Source organism: Streptomyces cavernicola (genome assembly GCF_029968035.1).
Lineage (GTDB): Bacteria > Actinomycetota > Actinomycetes > Streptomycetales > Streptomycetaceae > Streptomyces > Streptomyces cavernicola.
The window spans coordinates 1-26,898 of the sequence record NZ_JASCIQ010000064.1; the positions used below are offsets into that span (position 1 = coordinate 1).

The 26,898-nt window shown below is 73.3% G+C and carries 22 protein-coding genes; 9 read left to right on the top strand and 13 right to left on the bottom strand.

Going from position 1 to position 26,898, the window contains the following annotated elements; all coding sequences use genetic code 11:
- Positions 1 to 494: 494 nt before the first annotated feature.
- The 6 genes from QIS96_RS36075 to QIS96_RS37950 form a co-directional block, all read right to left on the bottom strand.
- On the bottom strand, positions 495 to 1,169 hold the full coding sequence (locus QIS96_RS36075; RefSeq protein WP_282547094.1) for an HAD family hydrolase: 675 nt from the start codon (positions 1,167 to 1,169) through the stop codon (positions 495 to 497).
- The gene (locus tag QIS96_RS36080) at positions 1,169 to 1,924 is read right to left on the bottom strand and encodes an SDR family oxidoreductase (RefSeq protein ID WP_282547113.1); all 756 of its coding nucleotides are present in this window, start codon (positions 1,922 to 1,924) and stop codon (positions 1,169 to 1,171) included. The genes QIS96_RS36075 and QIS96_RS36080 overlap by 1 nt, the downstream gene beginning before the upstream one ends.
- 146 nt (positions 1,925 to 2,070) lie before the next feature.
- Positions 2,071 to 3,288, bottom strand: a complete 1,218-nt coding sequence (locus QIS96_RS36085; protein WP_282547095.1) for an acetyl-CoA C-acetyltransferase — start codon at positions 3,286 to 3,288, stop codon at positions 2,071 to 2,073.
- Between the two features lie 202 nt (positions 3,289 to 3,490).
- Positions 3,491 to 5,221 carry an AMP-binding protein gene (locus tag QIS96_RS36090; RefSeq protein ID WP_282547096.1) on the bottom strand — a complete coding sequence of 577 codons (1,731 nt, stop codon included), beginning with the start codon at positions 5,219 to 5,221 and terminating at the stop codon, positions 3,491 to 3,493.
- Positions 5,222 to 5,264: 43 nt separating this feature from the next.
- Complete coding sequence (locus QIS96_RS36095; protein ID WP_282547097.1) at positions 5,265 to 8,462, bottom strand: acetyl-CoA carboxylase family protein; 3,198 nt, start codon at positions 8,460 to 8,462, stop codon at positions 5,265 to 5,267.
- 184 nt (positions 8,463 to 8,646) lie between these two features.
- Positions 8,647 to 8,829 (bottom strand): deaminase, encoded by a 183-nt coding sequence (locus tag QIS96_RS37950; protein ID WP_408907324.1) that lies wholly within the window; start codon positions 8,827 to 8,829, stop codon positions 8,647 to 8,649.
- 63 nt (positions 8,830 to 8,892) lie between these two features.
- On the opposite strand from QIS96_RS37950, the gene QIS96_RS36100 reads away from it, so the two are divergent.
- The 3 genes from QIS96_RS36100 to QIS96_RS36110 all read left to right on the top strand — a co-directional run bounded on the left by QIS96_RS36100 (position 8,893) and on the right by QIS96_RS36110 (position 12,411).
- On the top strand, positions 8,893 to 9,573 hold the full coding sequence (locus tag QIS96_RS36100) for a TetR/AcrR family transcriptional regulator (RefSeq protein WP_282547098.1): 681 nt from the start codon (positions 8,893 to 8,895) through the stop codon (positions 9,571 to 9,573).
- A gap of 50 nt (positions 9,574 to 9,623) precedes the next feature.
- On the top strand, positions 9,624 to 11,006 hold the full coding sequence (locus QIS96_RS36105; protein WP_282547114.1) for an MFS transporter: 1,383 nt from the start codon (positions 9,624 to 9,626) through the stop codon (positions 11,004 to 11,006).
- Positions 11,007 to 11,184: 178 nt separating this feature from the next.
- Positions 11,185 to 12,411 (top strand): beta-ketoacyl-[acyl-carrier-protein] synthase family protein, encoded by a 1,227-nt coding sequence (locus QIS96_RS36110; RefSeq protein ID WP_282547099.1) that lies wholly within the window; start codon positions 11,185 to 11,187, stop codon positions 12,409 to 12,411.
- 7 nt (positions 12,412 to 12,418) lie between these two features.
- Here the strand turns inward: QIS96_RS36110 and QIS96_RS36115 are convergent, their stop codons facing one another.
- Complete coding sequence (locus tag QIS96_RS36115) at positions 12,419 to 12,787, bottom strand: VOC family protein (RefSeq protein ID WP_282547100.1); 369 nt, start codon at positions 12,785 to 12,787, stop codon at positions 12,419 to 12,421.
- A 67-nt stretch (positions 12,788 to 12,854) separates the two neighbouring features.
- Between QIS96_RS36115 and QIS96_RS36120 the strand changes: the two genes are divergently transcribed.
- Positions 12,855 to 13,268 carry a hypothetical protein gene (locus QIS96_RS36120; RefSeq protein WP_282547101.1) on the top strand — a complete coding sequence of 138 codons (414 nt, stop codon included), beginning with the start codon at positions 12,855 to 12,857 and terminating at the stop codon, positions 13,266 to 13,268.
- A 12-nt stretch (positions 13,269 to 13,280) separates the two neighbouring features.
- On the opposite strand, the gene QIS96_RS36125 is transcribed toward QIS96_RS36120, so the two are convergent.
- Together QIS96_RS36125 and QIS96_RS36130 are read right to left on the bottom strand one after the other, a co-directional pair.
- Positions 13,281 to 14,228 (bottom strand): hypothetical protein, encoded by a 948-nt coding sequence (locus QIS96_RS36125; RefSeq protein WP_282547102.1) that lies wholly within the window; start codon positions 14,226 to 14,228, stop codon positions 13,281 to 13,283.
- Positions 14,229 to 14,297: 69 nt separating this feature from the next.
- Positions 14,298 to 14,684: a hypothetical protein gene (locus QIS96_RS36130; RefSeq protein ID WP_282547103.1), complete on the bottom strand. Its 387-nt coding sequence runs from the start codon at positions 14,682 to 14,684 to the stop codon at positions 14,298 to 14,300.
- A gap of 80 nt (positions 14,685 to 14,764) precedes the next feature.
- Between QIS96_RS36130 and QIS96_RS36135 the strand changes: the two genes are divergently transcribed.
- On the top strand, positions 14,765 to 18,811 hold the full coding sequence (locus QIS96_RS36135; protein WP_282547104.1) for a CHAT domain-containing protein: 4,047 nt from the start codon (positions 14,765 to 14,767) through the stop codon (positions 18,809 to 18,811).
- Between the two features lie 19 nt (positions 18,812 to 18,830).
- On the opposite strand, the gene QIS96_RS36140 is transcribed toward QIS96_RS36135, so the two are convergent.
- The 3 genes from QIS96_RS36140 to QIS96_RS36150 form a co-directional block, all read right to left on the bottom strand.
- On the bottom strand, positions 18,831 to 19,325 hold the full coding sequence (locus QIS96_RS36140; protein ID WP_282547105.1) for a DedA family protein: 495 nt from the start codon (positions 19,323 to 19,325) through the stop codon (positions 18,831 to 18,833).
- 422 nt (positions 19,326 to 19,747) lie between these two features.
- Positions 19,748 to 20,242 (bottom strand): peptidylprolyl isomerase, encoded by a 495-nt coding sequence (locus tag QIS96_RS36145; protein ID WP_282547106.1) that lies wholly within the window; start codon positions 20,240 to 20,242, stop codon positions 19,748 to 19,750.
- Between the two features lie 102 nt (positions 20,243 to 20,344).
- Positions 20,345 to 20,833 carry an HPP family protein gene (locus QIS96_RS36150; RefSeq protein ID WP_282547107.1) on the bottom strand — a complete coding sequence of 163 codons (489 nt, stop codon included), beginning with the start codon at positions 20,831 to 20,833 and terminating at the stop codon, positions 20,345 to 20,347.
- Between the two features lie 194 nt (positions 20,834 to 21,027).
- On the opposite strand from QIS96_RS36150, the gene QIS96_RS36155 reads away from it, so the two are divergent.
- Positions 21,028 to 21,894, top strand: a complete 867-nt coding sequence (locus tag QIS96_RS36155) for a SigB/SigF/SigG family RNA polymerase sigma factor (protein WP_282547108.1) — start codon at positions 21,028 to 21,030, stop codon at positions 21,892 to 21,894.
- A 182-nt stretch (positions 21,895 to 22,076) separates the two neighbouring features.
- Positions 22,077 to 22,619 carry a type 1 glutamine amidotransferase domain-containing protein gene (locus tag QIS96_RS36160; RefSeq protein ID WP_282547109.1) on the top strand — a complete coding sequence of 181 codons (543 nt, stop codon included), beginning with the start codon at positions 22,077 to 22,079 and terminating at the stop codon, positions 22,617 to 22,619.
- A gap of 91 nt (positions 22,620 to 22,710) precedes the next feature.
- Here QIS96_RS36160 and QIS96_RS36165 read toward each other — a convergent pair whose 3' ends face one another.
- Positions 22,711 to 23,685, bottom strand: coding sequence for a LacI family DNA-binding transcriptional regulator (locus tag QIS96_RS36165; protein WP_282547110.1), 975 nt, complete (start codon positions 23,683 to 23,685; stop codon positions 22,711 to 22,713).
- A gap of 111 nt (positions 23,686 to 23,796) precedes the next feature.
- Between QIS96_RS36165 and QIS96_RS36170 the strand changes: the two genes are divergently transcribed.
- Together QIS96_RS36170 and QIS96_RS36175 are read left to right on the top strand one after the other, a co-directional pair.
- On the top strand, positions 23,797 to 25,128 hold the full coding sequence (locus QIS96_RS36170) for an NCS2 family permease (protein ID WP_282547111.1): 1,332 nt from the start codon (positions 23,797 to 23,799) through the stop codon (positions 25,126 to 25,128).
- A gap of 11 nt (positions 25,129 to 25,139) precedes the next feature.
- Positions 25,140 to 26,846 (top strand): adenine deaminase, encoded by a 1,707-nt coding sequence (locus QIS96_RS36175; RefSeq protein WP_282547112.1) that lies wholly within the window; start codon positions 25,140 to 25,142, stop codon positions 26,844 to 26,846.
- The last annotated feature ends 52 nt before the right edge of the window (positions 26,847 to 26,898 follow it).

Sequence of the window (26,898 nt, forward strand, 5' to 3'; positions counted from 1 at the left end):
GGGGGGGGGGGGGGGGGGGGGTCGGGGCGGGGGCCCCGACCGCTGCGCGGGGCTTTTCCCCTACCCGCCCCTTCCCGAAAGTCCTCAGCGGACAGCTCCCCGGGGCTGCGCCCCGGACCCCGGCTGCACTTCGGCTCTCCCGCCGTCGTGGCTGGTCGCGCAGTTCCCCGCGCCCCTGAAAGACCAGCCCCTGTCGGGGCTAAATCCCGTCCCAGCCCTCAAATTCAGCCCCTCCTGCCGATTGAGGAGCGGGGCGAATCCAGCCCCTCCGGGAGATTGAGGAGCCGGGCAAATCCAGCCCCTCCGGCGATTGAGGAGCGGGGGTTCCGGGGGCTGGCCCCCGAAGCGGGGTCCGGGTCGGAGCCCCGAAGCGGGGTCCAGGGGCGGCAGCCCCAGGCAGGGGTCTGGGGGGGGAGCCCCCGGGCAGGGGTCTGGGGGGACCCCCCGGTGCCGACGGCAGTCTTTCGGGAAGGGGCGGGGAGGGGAGAAGGAAGTCAGCCCAAGCCCGGCACCAGCTTCGCCAGCGCCGCCCGCGTAGCCGCCGCGTCCGTGTGCAGGAGTGCGCGCAAGCCCACAGCGCGGGCCCCCAGCACATTGGGCTCGGCGTCGTCGATGAACACGACGCGCGACGCGGGGAGTCGGAGCCGTTCCAGGGTGAGCTCGAAGATCGCCGCGTGCGGTTTGCGCAGGCCGACCTCCGCCGAGATCACCAGCGGGTCGAACAGCGCCTCCAGCCGCTCGCGCGGGTAGATGTCGCCCCAGCTGTTGGACAACAGGCCGACGCGCACGCCGAGTCGGCGCAGCTCGGCCGCCAGGTCGAACATCGCCTCGTCCTCGCGGAGTTCCGCGAACAGCCGGGCGAGCACGCCGACCGGGTCGACAGGCCGGCCGTCGACGGTGCTGAGCTCGGCGGCCAGGAGCGCGTCGAACTCGGCGCTGCTCAACTCCCCCGTCTCCAGGCGGTGGATGGGCGTGCCGTCGGGGGCGTCGCGCGCCAGCCAGGCCTTCAGCGTGCGGGAGAACGAGGCCGGGTCGATGCCGTCGCGGGCCAGCCAGGCGTCGATCGAGTCCCGGACGGGCCCGGTGAGGACGCCGCCGAAGTCGAACACGACGGCGTCGACGAGACGCTCACCCCCGATCGTGCCCCCGACCGTTCCGCCGTCCGGCATCAGACGCCCCCGGTGAGCGTCACGCCGCCGTCGACCACGAGGAGTTGGCCGGTCATCCAGGCCGCGTCGGCGGAGAGCAGGAACGCCACGACGCTGCCGATGTCGTCCGGTACGCCGAGCCGCTTCAGCGGGTACGCGGACGCGACCTCCTCCTCGCGCCCGTCGTAGAGCGCGGTGGCGAACTTGGTCTTCACCACGGCGGGGGCGACCGCGTTGACCCGGATGTCGGGGCCCAACTCGACCGCGAGCTCCTCGGTGATGTGGGTGAGCATCGCCTTGGAGGCGCCGTAGAAGCCGATGCCGGGCGCGGGGCGGACGCCGGCGACCGAGGAGACGTTGACGACCGCGCCGCCGTGGTCCTTCATCCAGGCGGCGTGGATCTGCTGCACCCAGGAGAGCGCCGCGAGGCAGTTGACCTCGACGATCTTGCGGGCGGCGGCCAGGTCGAGGTCGACGAGCGGGCCGTACACCGGGTTGATGCCGGTGTTGTTGACGAGCAGGTCGGCGCTGCCGAAGGTGTCGACGGCGCGCTTGACGGTCTCGGCCTGGTGGGCGGTGTCGTCGGCGTGGCCCGCGACGCCGAGAGCGTGCTCGGGGCCGCCGAGCTGGGCGACCGCCTCGTCGAGCGCCTCCTGCTTGCGGGCCGTGACGACGACCTTCGCGCCCTCGGCGACGAGCCGCTCGGCGATGGCGAGGCCGATGCCGCGGCTGGCGCCGGTGACGATGGCCGTGCGTCCTGCGAATCGCGTGCTCATGGGGTCCTTGCTCGTGGGTTCGGTGGTGGACTGCGGGTTCGTGCCGTTCGTACTCATGGTGCCTCTCCGCCTCGTGGTGCTCGTGGTGCTTCTCCGCCTCGCGGTGTTTCTCCGCCCCGTGGTGCTTCTCCGCCCCGTGGCGCCTCTCAGCTGAGCCGCTCGATGACCATGGCCATGCCCTGGCCGCCGCCGACGCACATGGTCTCCAGGCCGAACTGCTTGTCGTGGAACTGGAGCGAGTTGATCAGCGTGCTGGTGATGCGCGCGCCGGTCATGCCGAAGGGGTGGCCTACGGCGATGGCGCCGCCGTTGACGTTGAGCCGGTCCTCGTCGATACCCAACTCCCGTGCGGACGGGATGACTTGGGCGGCGAAGGCCTCGTTGATCTCGACCAGGTCGATGTCGTCGACGCCGAGGCCGGCACGATCGAGAGCCTGCCGGGACGCCTCGACCGGGCCGAGGCCCATGATCTCGGGCGAGAGGCCGGAGACGCCGGTGGAGACGATCCGGGCGAGCGGGGTGAGGCCGAGCTCGCGGGCCTTGACGTCGGACATGATCACGAGCGCGGCCGCGCCGTCGTTGAGCGGGCAGCAGTTGCCCGCGGTGACGGTCCCGTCCGGGCGGAACACCGGCTTCAAACCCGCCACGCCCTCCAGGGTCACGCCCGCGCGCGGACCGTCGTCCGTGGCGACCACCGTGCCGTCGGGCAGCGTCACCGGCGTGATGTCGCGGGCCCAGAAGCCGTTCGCGAGGGCCTTCTCCGCCCGGTTCTGGCTGCGCACGCCGAAGGCGTCCTGGTCGGCGCGGGTCACGCCCATGAGCTGGGCGACGTTCTCGGCGGTCTGGCCCATCGCGATGTACGCGTCCGGCAGCGCGCCGAAGCTCCGCGGGTCGGCCCAGGTCTGGCCGCCGGCCGCGAACATCTCGCTGCGGGTCTGCGCCTCGCCGAACAGCGGGTTGCGGGTGTCCGGCAGGCCGTCCGCGGTGCCCTTGCCGTAGCGGCTGACGGTCTCGACGCCGACGGAGAGGAACACGTCGCCCTCCCCCGCCTTGATGGCGTGCAGCGCCATGCGGGTGCTCTGCAGGCTGGACGAGCAGTAGCGGTTGACAGTGGTGCCCGGCACCCCGTCGAGTCCCGCGAGGACGGCGACGATGCGGCCCATGTTGAAGCCGGACTCCCCCGCGGGCTGGCCGCAGCCGAGCACGAGGTCGTCGATGTCGGCCGGGTCGAGCGCGGGCACCTCGGCGAGCGCCGCCCGCACCATCTGCACGGCGAGGTCGTCGGGGCGCAGGTCCTTCAGCGAGCCCTTGTACGCCCGGCCGATGGGCGAGCGGGCGGTGGCGACGATCACGGCTTCCGGCATCAGGACCCCTTCAGAACCTCGGCTTCGGAACATCCACTTCAGAACATCGACTTCAGAACATCGACGCATACTAAGCAGTTGCTTAGAGCTTGCTTGCGGACTCACCTTCGCGCAGCGGACGGGCGGCGTCAACGGTCGGCGCCGCCCTGTAAGCCGCGTCACACGGCTCAGTCCACCGCTCGACCGGGCAGCGCCCCGTGGATCAGCCCCCGTCGACGATCTCCCGCGCCCGCTCGACCAGTTCGACCTTGCGGATCTTGCCGGTGGTCGTCATCGGGAACTCCCCCACGATCCGCACCTTCGGCACCTTGTACGCGGCCATCGCCGAGCGCGCCCAGCTCTCCAGGCCCTCGGCGGTGAGCCCCGCGCCGGGTTCGCCGGGCTCGCCGGGCTCGCCGGGTTCCAGGCTCACGAACGCGACCGGCACCTGCCCCTTCTCGGGGTGCGGGCTCGGCACGACCGCCGCCGTGCGGACGCCCGGGTGCCGGGTCAGGAGCAGCTCGACCTCGGCCGGGAAGACGCTCATCCCCTTGACCTTGATCATGTCCTTGTCGCGGCCGAGGTAGCGCAGGCTGCCGTCCTCGCCGATCCGGCCGTTGTCCCCGGTGTGCAGCCAGCCGTCCCGCAGCTGGGCGGCGGTCGCCTCGGGGTTGCGCCAGTAGCCGGTCATCACCGAGGGGCTGCGGACGACGATCTCGCCGACCTCGCCGAGCGGCAGCGGCTCGCCGGTCTCGAACGACACGACCGCGATGTCGGTGCCGGGCACGGGCACCCCGCAGAAGACAGGCTCGGCGAGCAGGTCCCGGTCGTCCTTCGCGAGGCCGTACGGCGTCGCGTCGAAGGTGTGCGTCTCGGTCATCCCGTAAGCGCCTTCGCGGAGCACCGAGTGGGCTCCGGCGGCGGACTGCCAGCGGTGGCGGACCTCGGGGCTGAGTTTGCGTACGAAGGAGACCGCCATGGGGTCGTCGAGGGCGGAGAGGTCCGCGTCGGCGAACTCCGGGCGTTCCAGGAGCTCCAGGTAGTTCTCGACGGTGCCGACCATCGTGGAGACGCGGTGCCTGCCGAGCAGGTCGAGGGCCGCGCCCGGGTCCCAGCGGGGCATGAGGACGGAGGTGCCGCCGAGGACGAGCGGGCTGAGGACGCCGAGGTTCTCGCCGGCGATCCAGAAGACCGGGATGTAGCAGAGCGCGATGAAGCCGCCGTCCGCGCCGCGGCCCATGGCGCTCGCGCTGGAGGCCGTGGTGTAGAGCATGTGCCGCTGGGTGTGCTCGCAGCCCTTGGGGAGTCCGGTGGTGCCGCCGGTGTAGTTGAGCGCGGCCAGGGCGTCCAGGTCGGTGGGGTGCGCGGGCGCGGGGGCGTGTGCGGCGGCCGTGGACCAGGCGGTGCGGCCGGGGGTTCCTGCGGGGAGTTCCGGTCCGGTCGCGGCGGCGGCCATCTCGTCGGCTCCGGTGACGAGGATCTGGCGTACGGGGACGCGGTCGAGGACCTGGTCGAGGACGGGCAGGAGCCGGTCGAGGGTGACGACGACCTCGGCGCCGCTGTCGGTCAGCTCGTGCGCCAACTCGGCTGCCTGGAACATGGGGTTGACGGGTACGTGCACCGCACCGAGCCGCAGGATCGCCATCATCGCGACGATGAACTGCGGGGTGTTCGGCAGGTGCACGGCCACCCGGTCGCCGGGCCGTACGCCGGTGTCGTGCAGCCAGCCCGACACCGCGCCGATCAGGGCGTCCAGTTCGGCATAACTCGTACTGCGGCCCTCGAAGACGATCGCCGGGCGGTCCGGTTCGGTGCGGGCCCAGTGGGCGACGTGCTCGGGTATGCCGATCTCGCCGAGCGGGTAGTGCACCTCGGCCGGGAGGCCGGGCGGGCGGGTGACGTCCTGGCGGGTGCGCAGGTCACGGAGGTAGTGCTCAAGCTTCTCGCGGTCCAAGGCTCGCTCCTCTGTGGTCACGGTCGAAGTCGGATGCGTGTGCTCACCAGGTGTCCACGAACGACCTTTGTGCGGGCGGCAGTTGGGTGCTCGCGGGCGGCAGGACGCCGGTGATCCAGGCCCTGGTGTCCGCCGGGTCGATGACGTCGTCCAGCTCGAAGACGGTGGCCGCGTTGACGGCCTTGCCGCGGTCGCAGTGCTCGGCGACCAGCTCGTCGAAGGCGCGCTGCCGGTCGGCCGGGTCGTCGATGGCCTCCAGTTCGCGGCGGTAGCCGAGGCGTACCGCGCCCTCCAGGCCCATGGGCCCGACCTCGCCCGTCGGCCAGGCCACCGTCGCCGCCGGGGTGCGGAAGCCGCCGCCGACCATCGCCATCGCGCCGAGCCCGTACGCCTTGCGCAGCACGACCGCGACGACCGGGACGCGCAGGTTCGCACCGACCACGAAGAGGCGGCTGAAGTGCCGTACGGTCGCGGTGTGTTCGGCGTCCGGGCCGACCATGAAGCCCGGGGTGTCGCAGAGGGACACGACCGGGAGTCCGTGGGCGTCGCAGAGCTGCAGGAAGCGGGCGAGCTTGTCGGCCGAGGGCGAGTCGATCGCACCGCCGAGGTGCGCGGGGTCGTTGGCGATCAGGCCCATCGGGCGGCCCTCGATCCGGACCAGGGCGGTGACGACGCTGCGGCCGAACGCGGGGCGCAGTTCGAGCACCGAGTCCTCGTCGGCGATGCCGCGCACGGCGGCGCGCACGTCGTAGACCCGCACCCGGTTCTCCGGGACGACATGCCGCAGGGCGCGCTGGTCGGGCCGGGTCCAACTCTCCTTCGGGCCCTGGAAGTACGACAGGTAGCGGCGGGCGACGTCGACGGCCTCGGCCTCGTCCCGTACGAGGACGTCCACGACCCCGTTCGGCGCCTGCACGGACATCGGGCCGACCTCCTCGGGCCGGAACCGTCCGAGGCCGCCGCCCTCGATCATCGCGGGGCCGCCCATGCCGACGTTGGCGTCCTCGGTGGCGATGATGACGTCGCAGCAGCCGAGGAGCGCGGCGTTGCCCGCGAAGCAGCGCCCGGAGGCGATGCCCACGGTGGGCACCAGGCCGCTGAGCCGGCCCATCGTCGCGAACGTGGGCACGTCCAGGCCGGAGGCCGTATTGCTGTCGGTGTCGCCGGGCCGGCCGCCGCCGCCCTCGGCGAAGAGCACCACGGGAATCCGCTGCCGCTCGGCGAGTTCGAGCATCCGGTCGGTCTTGTGGTGGTTGACGTACCCCTGCGTCCCGGCGAGGACCGTGTAGTCGTACGCGAGGACCGCGCAGCGCTCGGCGTCGACCTCGCCGATGCCTGTGATCATGCCGTCGGCGGGGGTGTTGGCGATCAGGTCGTCGAGGGAGCGGCGGCGGCGCTGCGCGGCCACGGCGAGGGAGCCGTACTCGACGAACGAGCCCTCGTCGCACAGGTCCTGGACGTTCTCGCGGGCGGTGCGGTGGCCGGTGGCGTGGCGGCGGGCGACGGCTTCGGGGCGGTTCTCGTCGCGCGTGCAGGCGTGCCGCCGGTCGATCTCCGCGAGGTCGGGGCGGACCGCGTCGAGGTCCAACTCCTCTTCGGCCAGGGCCTGTTCGCCCTGGACCGCGTCCGGGTCGAGGCGAAGGAGCAGGCCCGACTCGGCGACGGTCTCCCCGACGGCGACGCACACCTCGCGCACGGTGCCGGTGACGCCCGCGGTCACGACGTGCTCCATCTTCATGGACTCCAGGACCGCCAACGGCGTTCCCGCGGCGACGTGTTGACCCGGCTGTACGGGTACGGAGACGACGGTGGCGACGAAGTCGGCACGCACCTCGGCGAGGTCGCCCTCGGGCGTCGCGGGCTCCTCCTGCGGCAGCAGCTCGTCGAGGCGGTCGTCCACGAAGCGGGTGGTGGCCTCGCCGCTGCGGAACGCGGGGTGGTCCAGGATGGCGCGCAGGGCGGGGATGTTGGTGCCGGGGCCCTCGACGCGGAACTCGGCGAGCGTCGCCCCGGCCCGCACGGCCGCCCGGTCGAGCCCGCCGCGCCGCGTCGACACGATCACCTTCGCGAGCAGCGAGTCGTACCGGCCGTCGGCGACCAGGCCCGCGTGCCCGTGGGTGTCGACCCGTACGCCGGGACCGGTCGGCACTTCGAAGACCTCGACGCGTCCCGAGGTCGCGCGTGCCGTACCGTCGCGCCGCAGGGTCTCCAGGTTGACCCGCGCCTGCACGGCCACCCCGTGCGGAGCCGGGATGTCGGCCTGGGTGAGGCCGAGTTGGCCCAGGGTGCGGCCGAGTGCGACCTCCAACTGGGCGGAGACCAGGTCGACTCCGGTGATCTCCTCGGTCACCGTGTGCTCGACCTGGACCCTGGGGTTGGCCTCCATGAAGTACCAGCGGCCTGGGTCGCGCGCGTCGACGAGGAACTCGAACGTGCCGAGCCCCTCGTAGCCGACCGCTGCGGCCATCCGGCAGGCCGCGTCGAGCAGCGGAGCGCGCTCCTCGGCCGCGAGCGTCGTGCACGGGGCGACCTCGATCAGCTTCTGGTGCCGGCGCTGGATCGTGCACTCCCGGTCCCACAGGTGGCTGACGGCGCCGCTGCCGTCGCCGAGCACCTGCACCTCGATGTGCCGGGCCTCCTCCAGGAGCTCCTCGACGTACAACGACCCGTCGCCGAAGGCCCGTTCAGCCTCGGACCGGCACCGCTCGAAGGCCTCCGCCAGCTCCTCCGGCCGCCTTACGACACGCATGCCGCGCCCGCCGCCGCCGGAGGCCGCCTTGGCCATCACGGCCGCGCCCGGCCCGAGCCCGTCGAGGAACGCGGCCGCCTCGGCGAGCGTCGTCCCCGCCGGGGTGGCCCGCAGTACCGGCACGCCCTGCGCCTCGGCGAGGGCCCGCGCCCGCGCCTTGTCGCCGAACTCGACAAGCACCTCCGGCGAGGGGCCGACGAAGGTGAGCCCCGCCTTCCGGCACAGGCGCGCGAACTCGGCGTTCTCGCTGAGGAATCCATAGCCGGGGTGCACCAGCGCGCAGTCGGCGCGGCGGGCCACGGCGACCAGCTGCTCGGCGTCCAGATAGCCGCCGTCCCCGGTCAACTCGTGCGCCTCGTCGGCGAGTCGTACGTGCAGCGCGTCCCGGTCCCCCGGCGTGTGCACCGCGACGGGCCGCAGCCCGGACGCGCGCGCGGCACGGACGACGCGGACGGCGATCTCGCCTCGGTTGGCGATCAGAACACTGGTCACGATGCGGGTTCTCCAGAGAGGTCCGTGCCACGGCGACGAAGCGCGGCCGCCCCGACCCCGACGACCACGCCCGCACGCCACCCCGACCCACGGGCACGCGCTGTTCCGTCACCGTCGACATCTGCATGGCAGCCACACATACCACCCAGTCGGTACGCATGCTGCCCGCCCCTCCTGAACAGCGTCAAGGGGTGTGCGGGGGTGCGATTCGGGAGTCCGAGGCGGCGTAGACGACGGTGCCGACGTGGGCATGGATGAGCGTGCTGCTGCAGAGCAGGCACGGTTCGAGGGTGATGTAGAGGCGGTGGTCCAGGTAGCGGCGCCGGGCGGACAGTTGGGCGAGGACGTTGATCTCGGCGTGCGCGATGGCGGAGTCAACCCCTCACAGAGTGAGTAGACACTGTCTACTCACTCTTGGTAGACACTGTCCATGACTGATGGGGGCTCCCTGCGGGAGCGGTTGATCGACGCCGGGGTCGAGCTTGTGCTTGCCGGGGGTTCCGCGTCCGTGGGCCTGCGGGAGACGGCCAGACGGGCCGGGGTTTCGCACGGGGCGCCACGGCGGTACTTCCCCACGCACCACGCACTGCTCTCGGCCGTCGCCCGTCGCGGCTTCGAGGACCTGGGCGCCCGGTTCGAGGCCGCGGTCGCCGCGGCGAGCACGGCGCGCGAACAGTTGGAGGCGGTCTCGCGGGTGTACGTCGAGTACGCGCTGGAACATCGCGGCATGTTCGAGCTGATGTTCCGGCACGACCTGCTCGACAGCGCGGCGCAGGCAGCGGACCAGCCGCGGTTGCGCGAGTCGGCCCTGCCGCTGTTCGGGCACATCACCGAACTCGTCGCGCGATGCCGGGCGGAGCGGAATGCCGGGCGACACCCGGACGGGCCGTACGAGAACGAACCGCTGCCCGCCGTGACGGCCGCCGCCCTGTGGTCGAACCTGCACGGCATCGCCCAGCTGTGGGCCTGGGGCAGCCTCCAACTCGCCCTCGAAGCCCCGCCGTTGGGCGACGGCCCCGATGACGACCAGCGCGACGACCGACGTAACGACCGACGCGACCGGCTCATCGCGGCCGCGCTGGACGCCCACCTCGGCCCGGTGTCCTCGTGACGGCACCCGCACAGCGTCGGCTCGCACTGCTCGTCAGCGTGGTCGGCGCGATGCTCGTCGCCCTGGACGGCACCGTCCTGCTGGTGGCGCAGCCCAGCCTTCAGCGCGATCTCGGTGCGAGCGTGGCGCAGGTCCAGTGGACGAGCACGGGCTATCTGGTCGCGGTGGCCGCGCTGCTCGTCATCGCCGGGCGTCTCGGGGACCGGTACGGGCACACGCGGCTGCTGTTCGTCGGCGTACTCGGCTTCGGGGCCGCGTCGGCCGGCATCGCGCTCGCGCCGACCGTCGACGGGGTGATCGTCCTGCGGGCCGCGCAGGGCGTGTTCGGCGCGCTGCTCCAGCCGGCCACCCTCGCACTGTTGCGCCTGACGTTCCCGTCGGACCGGCTGGGCACCCCGATCGCCGTCCGCACCAGTGCCATCGCGGTGGCGGCAGGGGCCGGCCCGGTCCTGGGCGGCGTCCTGGTCGCCCAGTGGGGATGGCGTGCCGTGTTCTGGGTCAACGTCCCGGTCGCGCTCCTGATCGCCGCGCTCACCCTCGCCGTCCGGCAGCGGACTCCCGAACGCACGGCTTCCCAGCGCCTCGACCTCTCCGGTGCGGCGCTGCTCGCGGCCGTACTCGCGGTTCTGGTGCACACCTTGGCCGGTGTCCCGACGCGCGGCTGGGGCGGCGCTTCGACGGTGTTCGGACTCGCCGCCGCCCTCGCCCTCGCCGCCTTGCTCGTTACGCGCGAGCGACGCGGTACGCACCCGATCGTGCCGCACGCGGTGGCGCGGTCCGTGCCGGTGTCCGCGTCCATGGCTCTCCTGCTCGTCATCAGCGCGAGCCTGTTCGGCGCGCTCTTCGCGGCGACGTTCCGACTCCAGGACGTGCTCGGCCTCGACGCGTTCGCCAGCGGCCTGCGCGTCCTGCCGCTGACCGCGTCGATGATCCTCGGCGCGCCCGTCGCGGTGATCGCACTGCGCCGGCACGGCCCGCGTCGCACCGCGCTCTCCGGTACGGCGCTCGTCGCCCTCGGCCTCGTAGGGCTGTCCCAACTGGGCCCGAACAGCGCCTGGTTGGCCACGGGCGCAAACTTCGCCGTGCTCGGCGCGGGGTTCGCCACGGTGATGGTCACCGCCACCGGGACCGTCGTCGGGGACGCGCCCGCCGGGTACGCCGGAGTCGTCGGCGGCCTCAAGCAGACCGCCGTGAACATCGGGCCGACCCTCGGCATCGCCGTCGCGGCCGGCACGGGCAGCGCGGCCTCGGCCTCCGCGTTCGACTCCACGCTGCTGACCCTGGCCGCGGTCGCCCTCCTCGGCCTGCTGCCCGCGGCACTGCTCCCCTCCGGGCTCGCCTCCGGGCGTACGGTCGCGCCCGCGCGGGAGACGACACCACCGGCCGGGCCGACCCCCGACGACCGGGCGTGCGGCCTGCACGGCGACCGCTGACCGTGGCGGGTTCGAGGCAGCAGACCTAGTGGAGATCCTACAAATCCCTACCTCCGCACTCCGTCGATCGTGGCACCTGATGGCATGTGACTTTGCTGGCAGAGTGGCCAATGCCTTGATCATCTCCCGCCTTACTCGCATGCGGGAGGTGTGCCTATTACACAAAGGAGGCCGTTCGATGACTGCAGACATGACGAAGGTCGTGGTGACGGGGCTGGGCGCGACGACACCTCTCGGCGGGGACGTTCCCTCGACGTGGGCCGGGCTGCTCGCCGGAGAGTCCGGGATCAGCGCGATCGAAGAAGAGTGGGCGACCCGACTCCCCGTACGGATCGCGGGCCGGCTGCGGGTCGAACCGAGCGAGGTCATCGACCGCGTACAGGCCCGCCGGCTCGACCGGTGCGAGCAGATCGCGCTCGTCGCCGCCCGCGAGGCGTGGGCCGACGCGGGCCGCCCGGAGGTCGAACCGGAGCGCCTGGCCGTGGTCGTCGGCACGGGCACGGGCGGCGCGCTGACCATGCTCGGGCAGGACGACGTCCTGGAGTCCTCCGGGGTGCGCCGGGTCTCGCCGCACACCGTGCCCATGCTGATGGCCAACGGCGCCGCGGCCTGGGTCAGCATGGAACTCGGTGCGCGCGGCGGGGCTCACACCCCCGTCAGCGCCTGCGCCTCCGGCGCCGAGGCGATCGCGATGGGCCTGGACCTGATCCGCCTCGGCCGCGCGGACGTGGTCGTCGCGGGCGGCACCGAGGCGTGCATCCATCCGCTGCCGCTGGCGGGGTTCGCCCAGGCCAAGGCACACTCCACGCGCAACGACGCCCCGCAGGAGGCGTCCCGGCCGTTCGACACCGACCGGGACGGATTCGTCATCGGTGAAGGAGCGGGCCTGGTGGTCCTGGAACGGGCCGAGTTCGCGGCCGCGCGGGCCGCCCGCGTGCATGCGGTACTGGCCGGAGCGGGCGTCACCTCCGACGCTCACCACATCACCGCCGCCCACCAGGACGGGCAGGTGCGCGCGATGCGTCTCGCCCTGGCGACGGCCGGGCTCGCCCCGCAGGACGTGCAGCACGTGCACGCCCACGCGACGTCCACCCCCCTGGGCGACGTCACCGAGGCCGAGTCGATCGTCGCGGCCATCGGTACCCACCCGGCCGTCACCGCGACCAAGTCGATGACGGGACACCTCTTCGGCGCGGCCGGCGCCCTCGGCGCCATCGCCGCGATCCTCGCCCTGCGCGACCAGGTCGTGCCCGCCACCCAGAACCTGGAGAATCTCGACCCGCAGGTGAAGCTCGACATCGTCACCGGCCGGCCGCGACGCGGCGCGCTCACCGCGGCGCTGACCAATGCGTTCGGCTTCGGCGGACACAACGCGTCGCTCGCGTTCACCGCCGAACCCGTCTGACAGCCCCTCAATCCTCTTGATGGCTCACGATGTTGAGGATGTTGCCGTCGGGGGCGCGGACGAAGAACCTGCGCGGCCCCCACGGCTCCTCCGTCAGCGGATGCACGATCTCGAAGCCGCGCCGCCTCGCCTCCGCGTACAGCGCGTCGACGCCCTCACCGGCCTTGACGGAGACGACCGGGTTGCGGGGCGCGGTGGCGTCGCGGGTGACGAGCTGGATCTCGGCGCGGCCGTCGGGCGAGCGGTAGCGGGCGACCCAGCCGAGGTCGAACTCCTCGACGCTCAGGCCGAGATAGCCGGTGTAGAAGCCGCGGGCGGCGGCGAGGTCCGGGACGGTCAGGTCCGCGGTGATGCCGGTGACGTGGACGGGGTCCATCGCTCCTCCGAGGGCAGCTGGTTCGGGCGGTCGCCCCGGACGGATGCGGCATGAGAGCCTCACGCCCATGGCCACGGAAACCGAGGTGGGAGAGCTATTGCACCAGCGCGGATGGCGAACGGCATTCACGGTCGCCGGAAGGGTGAACGCGTGGGCCGAGCTGGTGAACGCCGTAGAGCACGGCTACGACAGCGACATCTACGCGTACACCGATGACCTCTACTGCCGGAACTGGCTGCACGAGGCGTGGCTCCTCCTCGACGAACACCTGGTCCAGCTCTGGACCCCGCAGATCAAAGCTCTGGACGAGCGCTACCGGGCCGCGACCGTCGACGACGACGGCCAGGCCCTCGACCGGTTCCACCGGCGGCCCGGCCCCGACCTCTGGTGGTGGCGGCGACACCCCCGCATCCTCACCGGAGACCTCGGACGTTCGCTCCGCTCGGCCGGCGCCGTCGGCATCGACCCGGACCCCGCATGAGCTTGGATCACCTCACTCGGCCTTCCTGAACAGCTCCGACATGCCGTCGCCGGTTCGCCGGGTGAGGCGGCCCGGTGCGTCAGAGGGCAACAGGCCCACCCGGGCGGCCAGTTCACGCCCGTGCACGTCGACCGCCGCCTCGATCAGTTCGGCCAGGGCGTCCAGGGCCGTACGGGCGCGGGTGCGGGCCACAGCCGCGCAGCCGACGGCGATCAGCGCGGCGGGCCACCACCAGCAGGCGAGCAGCGCGTACCCGAGGGCCCAGGCGGCGAGCCGGGCGGCCGCGGAGAAGGAGTCGCCGGCGGACTGGAGCTGTCGTACGGCCGGTTCGGGGAGGGTCAGCCAGAGGCGGGGCCAGAGCGCGGCGAGGTCGACGCCGTAGGCGTCCGCGACCCGGTCGGCGGTGGTCTGCATGCGGTCGCCGTACCAGGTGGGGCGGGACGGTCTGCGGAGCGCGAGGCGGTCGCGGGCCTCGATCCGGGACCGGAGCCGGGCGAGGGCCCGTGCGGAGGGCGACTCGGGATGCGGGGCGGGGTGCGGGCCGCCGGGGTCGGGGGCCGGGTCGGCGATCGTCTGGCGGAGCGCCGCGTCGACCTTCTCGTCCCGTGCCGTCCAGTGGCGTCGGCGGCGCTCGGTGAGGGCGCGGCTCAGCGGGCCGCGGGGGTGGCGGAGCCAGTGGTGTTCGACGGCGCCGCCGAGGAACTGCGCGGCGAGCGAGGCCGCGGCCGCCGCCAGCAGGGCGAGGGCCGCCAACAGGGCGGCGGTGCCCGGCCGTTCGAGTGCGGGGCGGGCGGCGAGCTCGTCCAGGGTGGCGCGCAGCCGGTCCAGGTCCTGCCAGTGGCGGTGCCCCAGGGTCGTGCCGACGGCGGTGACGGCGAGGAAGAGCGCACCGGGCAGCACGAGCAGATTCAGCCATCGCTCGGTGAGCTTGCTGCCCAGGGTGGTGAGGAGTGGGTTCATGGGTCAGATCCGGAGGCGGGGGTTGGGGGGGTGGCCGCCGCCCCTGGGGCTGCGCCGGGGGGGCGAGCGTCAGGCGAGGCGGGTCTTGTGCATACGGGTCTCGTGGACGGCGCAGAGCGGTGTGGGCCACAGGTCGCGGGCCCGCTCGACGCGCGTGCAGCGGTCCGACGCGGGGCAGACGGCCGCCTTGATGTGCGCTACGACGCCGGGCGCCCGCGTACCGCGTGACCCGTGCACCAGGCCGTTCGCGTACCCGGCCCTGCGCAGCTCCCGGTCCAGCGCGTCGAAGCACACCTCGAGCTCGGCCGGTTCCGCGCCCGCGCGGAGCGCCTCCCTGGCCCGTGCGGCCGCGGCCGCCACCTCCGGCCACCGCCGTGCCTCGTCCGTGGAGCCGAGCAACTCGCAGAGCGCAGCGGTCCTGTGGGCGCGCTCGGAGCGGTCGGCTGGTGCGGTCATGACTCAAGTGTGCAGCACAGCAGTCGAGTTGACGACGTTTCCTGCGATGCTTGGCTCCACTGAGAGGGGAGATCGGCAACGTGAGGGACGATCAGGGCGGCGAGGTCGGGCGCGACGCTCGGCACGCGTACGCGAAGCACCAGCCGCCCCCGAGCGCGGCGAGCGAGCGGGACCAGCTCGTGCGGGCCGTCCGGGAGCGCGTCCTGCGCAGCGACGCCGGGGGCGGGCGGGTGCACGCGGAGGCCGTGTGCGGCGGCGCGGCGGACGAGGAGCTGCGCGCCCTCCTGCGGGTCGCCGACGCCAGGACCGACCTGGAGGCCCGGCACGTGGCCGGCTGGCTCTGCGCCGCCCGCGCCGCGGCGGACGCCGGAGGCCTCGGCGCCGTCCACGGCAGCATGGCCGGAACCCTGCTCTTCCCGGTGTGGGTCGCCGAACCGTCCCTCGTGCCCGAGCCGTTGGCGGCGCATTACGCGGGCCTCGACACCGCGGTCCGCCCTGACCCGGCGAACGCCGACGGCCCGGCCCAGTGGGCCGCCGAGTGCGCCGCGCTGGCCCTCGTCGCGGAGGGCCGGCACGACTCGCCCCCACCCGGCGCCTCCGAAGACACCCTCGGACTCCACGAGTTGGCCGCGTCGTTCGCGCGCATGGGATTCCCGCCGGAGGCCGTACGCGCCACGGCGGTCGGCTGCGGCAGCCTCGCCGTCCTCGCCACGCCGGAGTACGAGCCGACGTACCCACACCGGTGCGCCGGCCTGGCGCGTGCACTCGAACTCGCCGGGTGCGACCGGCCGTTCGGGGGGCCGGCCGCGGAGCGTGCGGCGAATGCGGCGAGTGCGGCGAATGCGGAGCCGGGAGGGACGGAGCTGGTCCTGCTCACCCGCGCCGCGCTGCGCCGCATCCCCGCCGACTCCCCGGAGCGCCCCGCCGCCCTGCACGCCCTCAGCGACCGGCTGCGCGAGCGCTACTTGCGGTCGTACGACCCGGAGGACCTCGCCGAAGCGGTCGGGCTCGCCCGTGACGTACTGGCCCAACTCCCCGTCGACAGCCCGCTGTTGCCGGAATGCCTCAGCTCGCTGGGCAAGGGCCTGCTGCTCTGGCTGCAGCGGGAGGGGGCGACGGTCGAGGCGTGCGACGAGCTGGTCGACGTATGCCGCAGGGCGGTGCCCCGCAACCCCGCAGGGCCGGCGATCACGGGCCAGGACCTGGGCTCGGCGCTCCTCGTGCGGGCGCAGTACACGGGGCTCCCGGCGGACCTGGACGAGGCCGTCGCCGTACTCCGCGAGGCGCTCGGGGCCGCCGCGGAGCCGTTCGAGCGGGCCATGCTCCGACGCGCCCTGGGCAACGCCCTGCGCTCCCGGCACGTGATGACCGGCGATCCCCGCGACCTCGAAGAGGCCCTCGCCCTCACCGCCGAAGCCGGTGAAGCCGCCGAAGCCGCCGAAGCCGGTGAGCCTGGCGCACCCGGTGGGTCCGGTGGGGCCGGTGGGGCCGGTGGGGCCGGTGCACCCCAACCCTCCTTACTGGTCCGCGCGATGGCCCTCTACTCCCGCCACATCCAGGACCCGCAGGCGGACGGCGGCGTCCTCGAAGCTGCGCTGCGGCTGCTGTGCCAGGCCCGGGACGGCTGCCCGCCGGGGCACCCGGACCGGCCCGTGACGCTCAACGACCTGGGCCTCGTGCTGCGCGCCTCCTACGAGCACTCCGGCAGCCTCGACCGGTTGAACGAGGCCGTCCGCGCGCACCGGGAGGCGGTGACGCTCACGCCCGACGGGCACGCCCTGCTCGGCCTGCGGCTGCTCAACCTCGGGGCCGCGCTGAGCCTGCGGAACCAGCTGACCGAGGACGGCGAGGACCTGCGGGAGGCCCAGGAGTGCCGGCGCAGGGCCGCCGCGCTGCCGGGTCTGGGCGCCCGGCACCGGGCGGCGCTCGCGGCCTCCCTCGGCATCAGCCTGGCGGCCGGGTACGAGCGCACCGCCGACCCGCACACCCAACTCGACGAAGCAGTGGGCCACTTGAGGCAGGCCGTCGCCCTCACCCCGGGCGACGATCCCATGCTCCCGCAGCGGCGCCTCAACCTCGCCCTCGTCCTGCTGACCCGCATCGGTCTGACGCTGCGGGTCGAGGAGGCCCGCGAGGCGCGCGACCTGGCCGACCAGGTGATCGCGACCGTGCCCGCGCACTCCCCCGTACTGCCGCGCGCCCTCACCGTGGCCGCCAACGCGCGGCTGCTCAGCCCGCGCGCGCTGCTCTCGCCGTCCGGGCCGACGGAGGCGATCGCTCTGTTCCGGCGGTCGGTCGAGGTCACGCCGCCCGGCCATCCGCAGCGCACGCTGCGGATGACGAATCTCGGCAGCGCGCTGCGGCACGGCAACCGCATGCGGGGCCGGCGACGCCGGGCGCAACTGGCGGAAGCCGCCGAGGTGTTCGAGGCCGCGGCGCGCGAGGAGCAGTGCAACCCGTGGCTGCGTCTGGACGCCGCGCGCTCCTGGGGCGAGACCAGGGCCGAACTGGGCGACTGGGAGCGGGCGTTGGACGGCTACGTCACGGCGGTCGACCTGCTGCCGTCCGTCGCGCCGAGTCATCTGGTCCGTGACGACCAGGAGTTCCAGCTGAGCCGGACCGTGGGGCTCGGTGCGGCGGCCGCGGCCTGCGCGGTGCGGTGCGGGCGTCCGGGGCTCGCGGTCGGGCTCCTCGAACAGGCCAGAGGGGTGATCCTCTCGCACGCCTTCGACGCCGACAGCGACCTCACCCGGCTCCGGGAGCAGGCCCCGGACCTGGCCGAACGCTTCACGGCACTGCGCGACGCCCTCGACCGGGCGACGCTCGACGTGGAGCAGGCGCCGCTCGACGAGGGAGCGGGGCCGCTCGACCAGGCACCGCAGCCGTCACAGCACGCCGAGGCCGACCGCGACACCGGGCAGGCCCAGGACGACCGCGACACCCGGCACGCCCAGGCCGACCGGCGTCAGCGACTCGCCGCCGAGTGGCGGGACCTCACCCAGCGGATCCGCGCCGAGCACCCGGACCTCGGCCTGCTGCGCCCGGTGCGGGAGTGGGACGAGCGGGAGCTGCGCGAGGTCGCCCGGCCCGGCCCGGTGGTCCTGGTCAACGTGGACTCGTACGGCAGTCATGCCCTGGTCGTCACCGAGCGGGCGGTCGACGCGGTGCCGCTCCCCCGCATCGAACCGGACGCGGTCGCCGGGCGGCGGCGGGCGTTCCAGGACGCGCTGCTGCGGATCGGGGCGCAGGACACCTCGCGCGACCAGTCGTTGCGGGCGCAGCGCACGGTCCACGCCACGCTCTCCTGGCTGTGGGAGACGGTGACCGGGCCGGTCCTCGACCACCTGGGCGCGCAGGCAGGCGAGCGGGTGTGGTGGTCGCCCGGCGGGGGCCTCGGCACGCTGCCGTTGCACGCGGCCGCGCCGGCGGAGGGCGCGCGCGGCGCGTTGGACCGGGTCGTGTCCTCGTACACGCCGACGCTGCGCGCCCTGCACCATGCGCGGCTGCGCTGTGCGCGCACGGCGGGCTCCGGTGCGCTGGTCGTCGCCGTCACCGCGGCGGAGGGACTGGCCCCGCTGCCGGCGGCGCGGCGCGAGGCTGCAGAGGTGGCCCGGTTGTTGCCCGGCGCGGAGGTGCTCACCGACGGGGCGGCGACCCGGGCGGCCGTCGTCGGCGCCCTGCCCCGGTACGCGTACGCGCACTTCGCCTGTCATGCGCTCGGCGACCTGGGGCGGCCGTCGGGCAGTCGGCTCGTCCTGGACGACCACGGCGAGCGGCCGCTCACGGTCCGCGACCTGGCCCGGCTGCGGCTGCCGTCGGTCCGGCTCGCCTATCTGTCCGCCTGCGACACCCTCGGCACCAGCCCCGAACTGGCCGACGAGGCCGTGCACATCGTCGGCGCCCTGCAGATCGCGGGCTTCCCGCACGTGATCGGCTCGCTGTGGCATGTCGACGACACGATCGGCGCGGACGTCGCCCGCAGCGTGTACGAGTCGCTGGCCACGGGTGACGGCGGGCTCGACGTCGGCCGGGCGGCCGAGGCCCTGCACACGGCGGTGCGCGCGCTCCGGGACACGTATCCGCGTACGCCGAGCCTGTGGGCCTGCCAGGTGCACGCGGGGCCGTAGACCGGGGCTCGCGCCCGGCTCAGGACTTGTCGGCCGTCTCGTCCTCGGCGGCCGCCGTCCCGTCCGCGTGTCTGCGCCTGCGGCGGAACAGCACCAGGGCGCACACCGCGAGCACCAGGGCCGCGACGGCGCCCGCGCCGAGCGCCGTGTGCTCGGCGAAGAGGCGGCCCAGCATCTCCAGGGCGCCGATCCCCGCGGTCGCGTAGAGCAGGGCCCAGCAGGCGCCGCCGACGAACAGGGCCGGGACGTAGCGGGTGAGGGGCATGCGCATGCTGCCCGCGAGGAAGTTGGCGGCGGTCTGGAAGCCGACGGTCAGGAAGGAGACGGCGACGACGGGGGCGCCCCAGCGCTGGATGGCGCGCTCGACCCGCTGGAACTTGGACTGCGCGAACTTCTCGGCGAACCTGCTGCGCCGGGCGCCCGCGGCGGCGAGCCGGCCGACGGCGAAGGTGCCGCCGGCGCGCAGCAGCACGATGACGTACAGGCCTGCGGCCGTGAGCAGGACCTTATCCACGGCAGACCGCCTCCGGCCGCTGCTCCCGGCGCTCGCTTCGGCGTGCTTCCCCCGTCACCGGTCGCCCGGTTCCCGCCGCGGCCGAGCCGCCTCGCACGCGGGCCTGCTCTCCATACCTCACCTGCATCCGCCTCTGCCCGTTCCGCGCGCCCGCGTGCCGGGTCGGCGCCGGTTCCCCCGAGCCCGGCGCAGAGTACCGCCGCGGCCGGGCCTGCCTGTACGGCCCCGCACGAGGGCCGCCTGACACTGCCAGGTTAAGCGAGCGCCCGTACGCCCCGACCGCCCGGTCCTTCGCTCCCGTCCCCCGCTCGGTGTTCGGCTCCGGAAAGGGGCGAGCACCCGGTGAACGGGTCACCGGGTGCTCGGAGTTCCGCGGTACGCCGGGGCTGACGGCGCCGTGGAAGGGTCAGGCGTGGGGCGGATCAGGCCTCGACGACACCGGACTTGGCGATCTTGATCTCCGACTTGGTGGAGCCGCTGGGCGAACCCTGGGCCTCGATGGCCTTGACGACGTCCATGCCCTCGACGACCTCGCCGAAGACGACGTGCTTGCCGTCCAGCCACGGGGTGACGACCGTGGTGATGAAGAACTGCGAACCGTTGGTGTTCCTACCGGCGTTGGCCATGGAGAGCAGACCCGGGCTGGTGTGCTTCAGCTCGAAGTTCTCGTCGGCGAACTTCTCGCCGTAGATGCTCTTGCCGCCGGTGCCGTTGTGGTTGGTGAAGTCACCGCCCTGCAGCATGAACTCGGGGATGACCCGGTGGAAGCCGGAGCCCTCGTAGCCGAAGCCGTTCTCGCCCGTGGCCAGCTCACGGAAGTTCCGAGCGGTCTTGGGGACCACGTCGTCATACAGCTTGAAGACGATGCGGCCCGCGGGCTCGTTGTCGATGGTGATGTCGAAAAACACGTTGCTCATGCCCGTATCCTCACATCTTCCTTCCCGGATGGGGAATCGGCCCCGCCTCCGGCAGGCCGCCCGCCAGGACGTACGGGATGTGCGGCCGTGCGCACGCGGGTGTCACCAGCTGACGGGGTACCGGACCGGGTGCGCGCCTATGCGACCGGGCAGCAGGCCGATGGCGACGAGCAGGCAGGAGCCGAGCGCGAGCAGCGGCAGGAACGTCGACGGGTCCGGGGCCTGCAGCACGACGATCACGGCGGTGGCCGTCGCCGGGGAGTGGTTCAGGTGCGTCAGCATCATGCCGCCCAGCGAGAGGCCCGCCGCGACGGCCGCCGACCAGCCGCTGCTCCCGGCCACGGCAAGCGTGGCGAAGCCGATCACCGCGGACAGCAGATGCCCGCCGACGAGGTTGCGCGGCTGTGCGAGGGGCTGTCCCGGAGCGCTGTGCACGAGGGCCGCGCTGGCCGCCAACGGCGGGATGAGCAGCGGCTGGTGGAGCACCACCCCGACCGTCACGAGCAGCATGAGCGCACCGATCGCGAAGGCGGTGACCCGCAGCAGATGCGGGAGGCTCGGCCTGGTGGCTGCGGACGGGGGCGAGGTCATGCGTGCTCCGGGTGCGGGTCGGGCGGGACGCCGAGATCCTAAACACGTTGTTGAACCTGCAGCACAGAGCGTTCTCATGCCGAGACGGAGCCCGTCCTGTGCCGAGCCGGAGCCCGTCCTGCGAAGCGCTAGCGGAAACCGGCGGGCGGGTGACAATGGGAGGGCACCCGTTCATGAGCAGGAGCGGATTGTTCATGCTCACCGACCGACCTGTCCGCGCAGCGCGCCCCGTGCACCGACCGGGCCCCCGCCGCCGTCGCCACGACGACGCACCCGCCACGCACGAGATCTTCGCCCGCTTCCACGGCCTCCCGCCCGGACGCGAGCGGGATGTGCTGTGCGAGGAGCTCCTGGAGGCCTGGCTGCCGATGGCCCACCGGATCGCGGGCCGCTTCCGCGGCAAGGGCGAGGCCGTCGAGGATCTGCAGCAGATCGCCGCGCTCGGACTCCTCAAGGCCATCCAGGGCTACGATCCGCGCCGCGGCGCCTTCGAGTCGTACGCGGTCCCGACCGTGACCGGCGAGCTCCGCCGCCACTTCCGCGACCACACCTGGGACGTGCACGTGCCCCGGCGCGTCCAGGATCTGCGCAACACCGTCCGCAGGGCGTACCGCGAACTGTCGCTGCGGCCCGGCAGCCCGGAGCCCACCGTGGCGCAGCTCGCCCGCCACACCGGCCTCTCCGAGCAGGCGGTACGCGAGGGCCAGCGGGCCCTGACCAGCTACCGGGCGCTGTCCCTCGACGCCGAGCCGGCGCGCGAGGACGGGCTGTCCCTGGTCGACACGTTGGGCGCCGCGGACCCGTCGTACGACATCGTCGTGGACCGGCTGGCCGCGCGGGCCGGGATTCAGCATCTGCCGCGTCGCGAGCGCACGGTGCTCTACCTGCGGTTCTTCGAGGGGCTCACGCAGAGCCGGATCGCCGAGCGGATCGGCGTCTCGCAGATGCAGGTCTGCCGGCTGATCGCGCAGACCTGCTCACGGGTGCGCGAGGAGGCGGCGGACGGGGCCGCGGACCAGGAGGAGGAGCAGGAGGGGGCGGGGAACCAGCGGGCGGTGTGAGGGCGGGCGGGTTCGGATGTGCAGGGGCCGGGTGTGCGGGTACTCGGAGGTCCGTCCCGCGCGCGGTGCGCTGCCGAGGTGCCGTGCGCCCGCACCCCCGCCGGAGTCCCCGCCTCCGGCAGAGTCCCGTCTCCCGGTGGAGTCCCGGCTCCCGGCGGAGTCCCAGAGGGGATCGAGAAGCCATGCGTATCGCATTCCTGGCGGCGCCCCAGGGCGTCGAGCAGATCGAACTCACCGAACCGTGGAAAGCGGTGTCGGAGGCGGGCGGCAGCCCGGTGCTCGTCTCCACCGAACCGGGACGCATCCAGGCCTTCGACCATCTCGACCGTGCGGACACGTTCGCGGTGGACGAGGTGGTCGGCGACACCTCCGCCGGGGCCTTCGACGGCCTCGTCCTGCCGGGCGGCCTGGCCAATCCGGACGCGCTGCGCATGGACCGGCGGGCCGTCGCCTTCGTACGGGCCTTCTGCGATCTGGGCCTGCCGGTCGCCTCGATCTGCCACGCGGCGTGGATGCTGGTCGAGGCCGATGTGGTCTCGGGTCGCGTCCTCACCTCGTGGCCGAGCCTGAAGACCGACATCCGCAACGCGGGCGGCACCTGGGTCGACGAGCAGGTCCGGGTCTGCGACCACGCGCCCAGCACCCTGGTCACCAGCCGCAGGCCCGCCGACCTGCCGGCGTTCTGCCCGGCCTTCCTGGAGGCCTTCAGCCACCAGAGCGTCTGACCCGGTACCGGTGCCGGTACCGGTCCCCTGCCTGTGCGGTCATCGCGCGCGACGACGAGACGCGACGACGAGAACCGCGCCTTACGGACGCCTAAGCCGCAGGCCGTCCCGTCGATGCGCGGGTGAGGAGTTCGACGGGGAGCAGTTGGTGGGTGGCTGCCGTGGGGCCCGAAGTGACGGTTTCCAGGAGGCGTTGCACCGCGCGGCGGCCCGCCTCGGCGGCCGGTACGTGCAGGGCCGTGACCTCGGGCATCGCGAGGCCGGACGCGGAGAGGTCGTCGGCGCAGGCGAGGCTCAGGTCGTGCGGGGCGCTCTTGCCGAGCAGGGTGAGCCGGTGCAGGAGGCCGATGAGCAGCGTGCTGCTGTACGCGATGACGGCGGTGCACCCGGTGTCGAGGACCGCGTCCGCCGCACGGACGCCGGCCTCGAACTCCGGCGGGTACGGGCCGAGCGCCGCCACCTCGCAGTCCGGCACGGCCTCGCGCAGGGCGCTGAGCCGGCGCGGGTCCAGCCAGGAGCCGTCGGGGCCGCCGAGGTAGGCGATCCGGCGGTGGCCGAGCCCGGCGAGGTGTCCGCCGAGCGCGCCCATGCCCGCGGGGGTGTCGACGACGACCGAACTGACGCCCCGTACGCGGCGGTTGAGGGTGACGAGCGGCCGTTTGCGGGCGACCTGGGACAGCTGCGTACCGGCCGAGACGGGGGCGGCGGCCGCGAAGCCGTCGACGCGCTCCGAGAGGCGGGCGTAGAGGGCCTGCTCGCGCTCGGCCGAGCCGTCCGTGACGACCACGATCAGCTCGCAGCCGGCCTCCTCCGCGGCGGCCTGGGCGCCGGCGATCACCGGGGCGTAGTAGGGGTTGGCCAGGGAGGGGACGCTGAAGGCGAGCAGTCCGGTGCGGCCGGTGACCAGGGCGCGGGCGGCCTGGTTGTGGCGGTAGCCGAGGCGTTCGGCCGCGTCGAGGACGCGGGTGCGGGTCGCCTCCGAGACCATGTCGGGGCGGCTCAGCGCCCGGGACACGGTGGACGCGGACACACCGGCTTCCTCGGCCACATCCTCGAGCTTGGTCACCGCTGCACCCTCCCCGTGGGTTTACGCATCTCCCGACTGCGCTTACCCTACCCTGCAAACGCATGCTGCAAGCGATTGCATTCACCGTGATCGCCGTTACGAGGAGCCGTGATGGAAACGGAAACCCCGCCGAAGAGAAGCGCGCCGAAGGTCGACCGCTTCTTCCGGCTGTCAGAGCGCGGCACCTCCGTCCGCACGGAACTCCTCGCAGGCGTGAGCATGTTCCTCGCCTCGGCCTATGTGGTCGTCGTGGTGCCCGGCATGCTCGCGGGCGCCGGTGTGCCGCACGCCGCGGCGACCACCGGCGTGATCATCACGGTCGTCCTCGCGACGCTGTTCATGGGGCTCTACGCCAACCTGCCGTTCGTCCTGGCGCCCGGCCTCGGCGGTGTGGCCCTGGTGGCGGTCACGCTGATCCAGCACGACAAGGTCCCGTACCCGGTCGCGATGGGCATGGTGTTCTGGTCGGGTGTGGCGTTCCTGCTGCTCACCGTCTTCGGCGTGCGCCAGCTGGTCACGCGGGTGATCCCCGACTGCGTACGCCTGTCGATCGGTTCGGCCATCGGCCTCTACATCGCGATGCTCGGGTTCCGCTCGGCGGGCCTCATCGAGTTCGGGCCGAAGGGCATGAAGGTCGGTGAACTCACCTCCGCCGCAGGTCTGTTGACGCTCGGGGGTCTGGTCCTGGTGGTCGCCCTGGCCTCGCGCAAGATTCCCGGCACGCTGCTCATCACCATGGCCGTACTGACGATCGTCGCGGTGCCCTTCGGCGTCGCCGAGCTGCCGGACAGCTGGGCCGAACTGCCCGGCGGGATCGGCCCGGTGGCCTTCGAGCTCGACCTGTGGGGTGCGCTGCAGCCCGAGTACCTGCCGTATCTCTTCGCCCTCTTCGCCGCCGAGTTCTTCTCCGCCACGGGTGTCGTGATGGCCGTGGGCGAGCGGATCGGTCTCGCCGACGAGCACGGGCAGATCCCGAACGTCAACAAGCCGTTCCTGGTGGACTCGGTGAGCGTCATCGGCGGTTCGGCGATCGGCGGCCCCAGCGTCACCACGTACCTGGAGTCGGCGGCCGGTTCCGACAGCGGCGGCCGCACCGGACTCACCTCCGTCGTCACCGGCGGCCTCTTCGCGCTGCTGCTCCTCTTCACGCCGGTCGCGACGATGATCCCCGCGGCGGCGACCGCGCCCGTGCTGATCTTCATCGGCCTCTCGATGCTGGCCGGCCTCCGCAAGGTCGACATGTCGGACCCCACCGACGGCATCCCCGCCGCCCTCGTCGTGGCCTGCACGCTCTTCTGGGGCAACTTCGGCACCGGCATCGCCGCCGGCCTCACCGCGTACGTCCTGGTCAAGGCCGTGGCGGGGCGGTTCAAGGAGATCCACCCCGGCATGTGGGTGCTACTGCCGTTCCTCCTGTACTTCTTCTACAACTCTGTCCACTGATCGGGAATCGCGTGAATCACGTGCACGACATCCGTATCTCCGGGGGCGAGGTCGTCTCCGTCTTCACCGGCGAGACCTTCGCCGCCGACGTGCTCATCACCGGCTCGACGATCAGCGGTGTGGTGCCTCCGGGCACCGGCGGCGAGGCGGCCGAGGAGATCGACGCGACCGGGCGGCTCATCGTCCCGGGCTTCCTCGACGCCCATATGCACGTCGAGAGCTCCTTCCTCACCCCGGCCGCGTTCGCGTGGCTGACGCTGCCGCGCGGTACGACGACGGTGCTCGCCGACCCGCACGAGATCGTCAACGTCGCGGGCCGCACGGCCATGCAGTGGATGATCGACGCCGGCCGTACGACGCCGCAGACCCAGCTGTGGGGCGTGCCCTCCTGCGTACCGGCGCTCGCCGGTTTCGAGCACTCCGGCGCGCACCTCGACGCGGCCGACGTGGACGAACTCCTGCGCTGGGACGGCGTACGCGCGCTCGCCGAGGTGATGGACTACCGCGCCGTCGTCTCGGGCGACGAGCGGATGCACTCCATCATCGACGTGGCCCGCGAGCAGGGCGCGATCCTCGACGGGCACTGCCCCGGCCTGACCGGCGAGGAGCTCAGCCGCTACATGGCGACGGGCATCGACTCGGACCACACCAAGAACACCCCCGAGGTGGTCGTCGAGAAGGCCCGCCTCGGCATGACGGTGATGCTGCAGGAGAAGTGCCTGGAGCCGGAGGTGGTGCAGGCGCTGCTCGCGCTGCCGCAGCTGCCGCCGATCTGCCTGGTCACCGACGACCTGGCGGCCGACCACATCGTGGCCGCAGGCCACCTCGACCACATCGGGCGTACGGCCGTGGCCGCGGGTCTCCCGGCTCTGGACGCGTTGCGCGCCCTGACCTGGACCCCGGCGCAGCGGCTCCGCCTGCCGGACCGCGGTGTGGTCGCGCCGGGCAAGCGGGCCGATCTCGTGCTCCTGGACGGGCCGTTGGAGGACTTCGCGGTCGACGCGGTCCTCTCGGGCGGCCGCCTGGTGGCGCGCGGGGGCCGTGCGACGTACGAGGAGCCGCACCCCGGCGACCACCCCTTCGCGGGCTCGGTGCACGTCGACGGGCTCCCCGAGGACGAGTACCGCTGGCGGGTCGACCTGCCCGACGGGCGGCACCGCTTCCGGGCGCTGCGCGTCAACCCGGTGGACACGTACACGGAGCCGACGGAGATCGAACTCGACGTCGCCGACGGCGTCGTGGCCTGGGAGGGGCGCACGGCGCTGTGCTGGGTGCGCAACCGGCACGGCCGCGACCACACGTCCTGCGTGCCGGTGACGGGCATGGACCTGGCGGACGGCGCGGTGACCACCACGTACGCCCATGACAGCCACAACCTGGTGACGCTCGGCACCACGGTCCGCTCCATGCGCGCGGCGGCCGAGGCCGTCCTCGCCGACGACGGCGGCGTGGCCGTCGCCCGCGGCGGCGAGGTCACGGCGCGGCTGCCGCTCGCCGTGGGCGGCGTGATGTCGACGGCCCCGGCGACGGAGGTCGCGGAGACCTCGCGGCGCGTGCGCGACGAACTGGGCGCGTGGGGCTGGCGCCACCGCAACCCGTTCATGAGCGTCTCGACGCTGACCCTGGCCGTCTCCCCCACGATGAAGATCACCGACCTGGGGCTGGTCGACGTCCTGGCCCGCGACTGGACCCCGCAGGTCCTGGACTGCTGCCACTGAGGATCCGACGCCAGTCGAGTCACCGGCCGTGGGGGGGGGGGGGGGGGGGCGC

Bases quoted from the DNA above. Each gene is read 5' to 3' on its own strand.
- QIS96_RS36100 (WP_282547098.1), top strand. From the start codon at position 8,893: ATGACTGATGGGGGCTCCCTGCGGGAGCGGTTGATCGACGCCGGGGTC.
- QIS96_RS36105 (WP_282547114.1), top strand. From the start codon at position 9,624: ATGCTCGTCGCCCTGGACGGCACCGTCCTGCTGGTGGCGCAGCCCAGC.
- QIS96_RS36085 (WP_282547095.1), bottom strand. From the start codon at position 3,288: ATGCCGGAAGCCGTGATCGTCGCCACCGCCCGCTCGCCCATCGGCCGG.
- QIS96_RS36115 (WP_282547100.1), bottom strand. From the start codon at position 12,787: ATGGACCCCGTCCACGTCACCGGCATCACCGCGGACCTGACCGTCCCG.
- QIS96_RS36145 (WP_282547106.1), bottom strand. From the start codon at position 20,242: ATGAGCAACGTGTTTTTCGACATCACCATCGACAACGAGCCCGCGGGC.
- QIS96_RS36160 (WP_282547109.1), top strand. From the start codon at position 22,077: ATGCGTATCGCATTCCTGGCGGCGCCCCAGGGCGTCGAGCAGATCGAA.
- QIS96_RS36170 (WP_282547111.1), top strand. From the start codon at position 23,797: ATGGAAACGGAAACCCCGCCGAAGAGAAGCGCGCCGAAGGTCGACCGC.
- QIS96_RS36075 (WP_282547094.1), bottom strand. From the start codon at position 1,169: ATGCCGGACGGCGGAACGGTCGGGGGCACGATCGGGGGTGAGCGTCTC.
- QIS96_RS36080 (WP_282547113.1), bottom strand. From the start codon at position 1,924: ATGAGCACGCGATTCGCAGGACGCACGGCCATCGTCACCGGCGCCAGC.
- QIS96_RS36110 (WP_282547099.1), top strand. From the start codon at position 11,185: ATGACTGCAGACATGACGAAGGTCGTGGTGACGGGGCTGGGCGCGACG.
- QIS96_RS36150 (WP_282547107.1), bottom strand. From the start codon at position 20,833: ATGACCTCGCCCCCGTCCGCAGCCACCAGGCCGAGCCTCCCGCATCTG.
- QIS96_RS36155 (WP_282547108.1), top strand. From the start codon at position 21,028: ATGCTCACCGACCGACCTGTCCGCGCAGCGCGCCCCGTGCACCGACCG.
- QIS96_RS36125 (WP_282547102.1), bottom strand. From the start codon at position 14,228: ATGAACCCACTCCTCACCACCCTGGGCAGCAAGCTCACCGAGCGATGG.
- QIS96_RS36120 (WP_282547101.1), top strand. From the start codon at position 12,855: ATGGCCACGGAAACCGAGGTGGGAGAGCTATTGCACCAGCGCGGATGG.
- QIS96_RS36130 (WP_282547103.1), bottom strand. From the start codon at position 14,684: ATGACCGCACCAGCCGACCGCTCCGAGCGCGCCCACAGGACCGCTGCG.